Annotated in this window: 2 protein-coding genes and 1 pseudogene; all 3 read left to right on the forward strand. The window is 65.8% G+C overall.

Annotation, left to right across the window (positions count from 1 at the left end; translation table 11 throughout):
* A partial coding sequence (locus tag VFH65_RS07950) for a carboxylesterase family protein (protein ID WP_353320607.1) occupies positions 1 to 1032 on the forward strand: 1032 nt, incomplete at its 5' end.
* Between the two features lie 60 nt (positions 1033 to 1092).
* Positions 1093 to 3042 carry a primary-amine oxidase gene (locus tag VFH65_RS07955; protein ID WP_414688378.1) on the forward strand — a complete coding sequence of 650 codons (1950 nt, stop codon included), beginning with the start codon at positions 1093 to 1095 and terminating at the stop codon, positions 3040 to 3042.
* A pseudogene (locus tag VFH65_RS07960) lies at positions 3029 to 3405 on the forward strand (phosphotransferase); the annotation flags it as partial. The gene VFH65_RS07955 and the pseudogene VFH65_RS07960, both read left to right, overlap by 14 nt.

A 3405-nucleotide genomic window follows, 5' to 3' on the forward strand; every position in this document is an offset into this window, starting at 1 on the left:
GACAATCTCTACCTGCGAGACCTTGTGATGGCGCTGCGCTGGGTCCGCGACAACATAGCGGTGTTCGGCGGCGACCCCGACAGCGTGACGATCTTCGGCGAAAGCGCCGGTGCTCACGCCGTGGCCACGCTGTTGGCCGTCCCAGCCGCCAAGGGCCTCTTCGCCCATGCGATTTCGGAAAGCCCCGCAAGCGGTCTGGTGCGCTCACCCGCCGTGGCGGCCGAGTATGCCGCCCAGTTCGCCGCGCTGCTCGGCGCCCGCGTCCAGGACGGAGCGAACGCGGTGATGGCTGCACGCCCTGCGGAGCTGGTGAACGCATTCGATCAGCTGATCGTGCACGGCCAGCGTGACATGCTCGGCGCCTTCGCGGCGGGACCCACCCACGGCACCGACTATCTGCCGCTGGACCCCGCTGATGCGATGCGGCGCGGCAAAGCACACCGCGTGCCGCTCATCGTCGGCACCAACGCCGAGGAAGGCAGGCTGTTCACGCGATTCCTCAAGCTGATGCCCATGACGGAGCCGATGATCGAGCGACTGCTCGCCGAGACGGAACCCGCTGACCGCGAACGCATTACCGCCGCCTACCCCGACTACCCCGATCCTGCGGCTTGCATCCGGCTCGGCGGGGACTTCGCGTTCGGCTCGGCAGCATGGCAGATCGCCGATTCGCACAGCAGGCACGCGCCGACCTACCTGTACCGATACGACTACGCGCCACGCACGCTGCGCTGGTCCGGGCTTGGTGCCACGCACGCCACCGAACTGCTCGCGGTGTTCGACGTCTACCGCACCAAGTTCGGTCGGCTGCTCACCGCCGCCGCCGACCGGCGCTCGGCACTGCGGGTCAGCGACGATGTGCAGTCGCGATGGTGCTCGTTCAGCCGATCGGGCGTTCCTGGCGACGACTGGCCCGCCTACACCAGTGCGGACCGTGCGGTCATGGTTCTCGACCAGCGCCCCCACGTCGAATACGACCCGCACGCCGACCGGCGACAGGCGTGGGAAAATTTCTCGCTGGCCGCGCCCTGAGCCGTCGCAAATTCGTGAATCGGGCTGCGCCATCGCAAGCGGATGTGATTGCGTAACCGGGTGGCCCACCCACTGGATCCGCTCAGTGCAGACGAGTTCAGGGCCGTCGCGGCGATCATGCACCGCGAGCACGGCGTCGGCGACGGATGGAGGTTCAACTCCATCGAGTTGCTCGAGCCCGGCAAGGCGCAGCTGCGCGAGTTCGACGGCGGGGGAGCGCTGCCACCGCGGCGCGCCGAGGTGACCTGCCTGCAACGGTCCAGCAACGCCACCTACAAGAGCGTGGTGTCACTGACCGACGACCAAGTCGAGTCGTTCGAACACATTCCTGGCGTTCAAGCCAACTTCACTGTCGACGAGTTCGTCGAGTGCGACCAGCTGCTGCGCTCACACCCCGATGTGGTTGCAGCCCTTGGTAAACGCGGCATCACCGACATGGGCCTGGTGTTCTTCGACACCTGGACGTACGGCGACGCGGTAGCACCGCCGGAGTTTCGTGACCGGCGGCTGGGCTGGTCCGACAGCTGGGTCAAGGCCGTTCCCGGTGCCAATCCCTACGCCAACCTGGTCAGCGGGTTGCACTGCGTCATCGACCTCAATTCAATGGAGGTGTTACGGGTCGAAGACAGTGGCCCGTTTTCCGGGGCCGGCGTCGAAGGGCCCAATGTGATGGGCGAGTACGTGCCGAGCCACATTCCCAAGCACATCCGCTCGGCGTCACGGCGCGAGCCGCTCAAACCACTGCACGTCACCCAACCCGAGGGGCCGTCGTTCACGTTGGACGGCAACCTGGTTCAGTGGCAGAACTGGTCGCTGCGCGTCGGCTTCAACCATCGCGAGGGCATGACTCTTCACACCATCCGATATCGCGACGGCGAGCGGAATCGGTCTGTGGCGCACCGGTTGTCGTTCGCGGAGATGATCGTCCCGTACCGCGACCCGTCGCCCGATCACTACCGGCGCACGGCATTCGACATCGGCGAGTGGGGCCTGGGCTTCATGACGACCTCGCTGGAGTTGGGATGCGACTGCCTCGGCGAGATCCGTTATCTCGACGCTGTTTTGCACAACAGCAAGGGCGAGCCGTACACGATCACCAACGCGATCTGCATCCACGAGGAAGACAGCGCGGTGCTGTGGAAGCACGTCGACCACGACATCGGTGCCGAAGTGCGCCGGATGCGACGGCTGACGCTGTCCTTCCATGTGACCGTGGCGAACTACGAATACCTGGTCTACTGGCGGCTGTATCAGGACGGAAACATCGAGTGTGAGGTGCGGGCCACCGGCATCATGGTGACCACCCCGCTGGCGCCGGGCCAGCCACACCCGAATGGGACGCTGGTCGACGATCGCACGTATGCGCCCTTCCACCAACACTTCCTGGTTGCCCGGCTGGACATGGATATCGATGGCAGCGACAACACGGTGGTCATGACGGAGTCGCACGCCGAGCCGATGGGGCCTGACAACCCGTACGGACTATCGCTGGTGACACGGAATCACCCGCTGCACACCGAAAGCCAGGCCAAGCAGGACGTCAACTTCGCGACGCAACGCGCATGGAAGGTGGTGAACCCCAACGTGGTCAACGGGCTGGGTACCCACCCGGCCTACAAACTCGTGCCGACGGGCGCGATTCCTCCGATGTTCGATCCCGACTCGCCGGTCCTCGAGCGAGCCGGCGTTATTGCCCACACTCTGTGGGTCACGCCGAACCACCCCGATGAGCGCTGGCCGGCAGGCGAATTCGTCAACCAGTCGGCCAAGGACACCGGGCTGGGCCGTTGGACGTTGGCCAACCGGTCGATCGACAACACCGACGTGGTGATGTGGTACGTCTTCGGCATCCATCACATCACCCGGCCCGAGGACTGGCCGGTGATGCCCGTCGACGTGGTGTCGTTCTGGCTCAAGCCGTTCGGCTTCTTCGATCGCAATCCGTCGCTGGACGTCGTCGCGACGCCTCCGGACATGTGTCACACGCCGAGCACCAGTGCGCACCACTGACGTCGTGGAGCGCCCGTCCGACCTGACGGCGCAGTGGCTCACCGAGGCTATCGGCGCGGGAACCGTCACCGACTTCGGCACGGAACGCATTGGCACCGGCCAGATGAGCGAGTGTTACCGCATCGCACTCACCTACGCCGACGGGCAGGCAGGACCGGATTCGGCCGTGCTCAAGGTCGCCGCCACCGATCCGGTGAGCCGGCAGACCGGCCTCGCGCTGGGACTCTACGAACGCGAAGTGCGCTTCTACACCGAGATCGCGCCGGGCCTGGGCGGGCCTGTTGCGCCGTGTTACCAAGCCGGCTACGACGAGGGCACCGGCGCGTTTCATCTGCTGTTGGGTGACGCGGGACCAGCCGTCGT

The sequence above is a fragment of the Mycobacterium sp. genome, assembly GCF_035697385.1.
In the GTDB taxonomy this organism is placed as follows: Bacteria; Actinomycetota; Actinomycetes; order Mycobacteriales; family Mycobacteriaceae; genus Mycobacterium.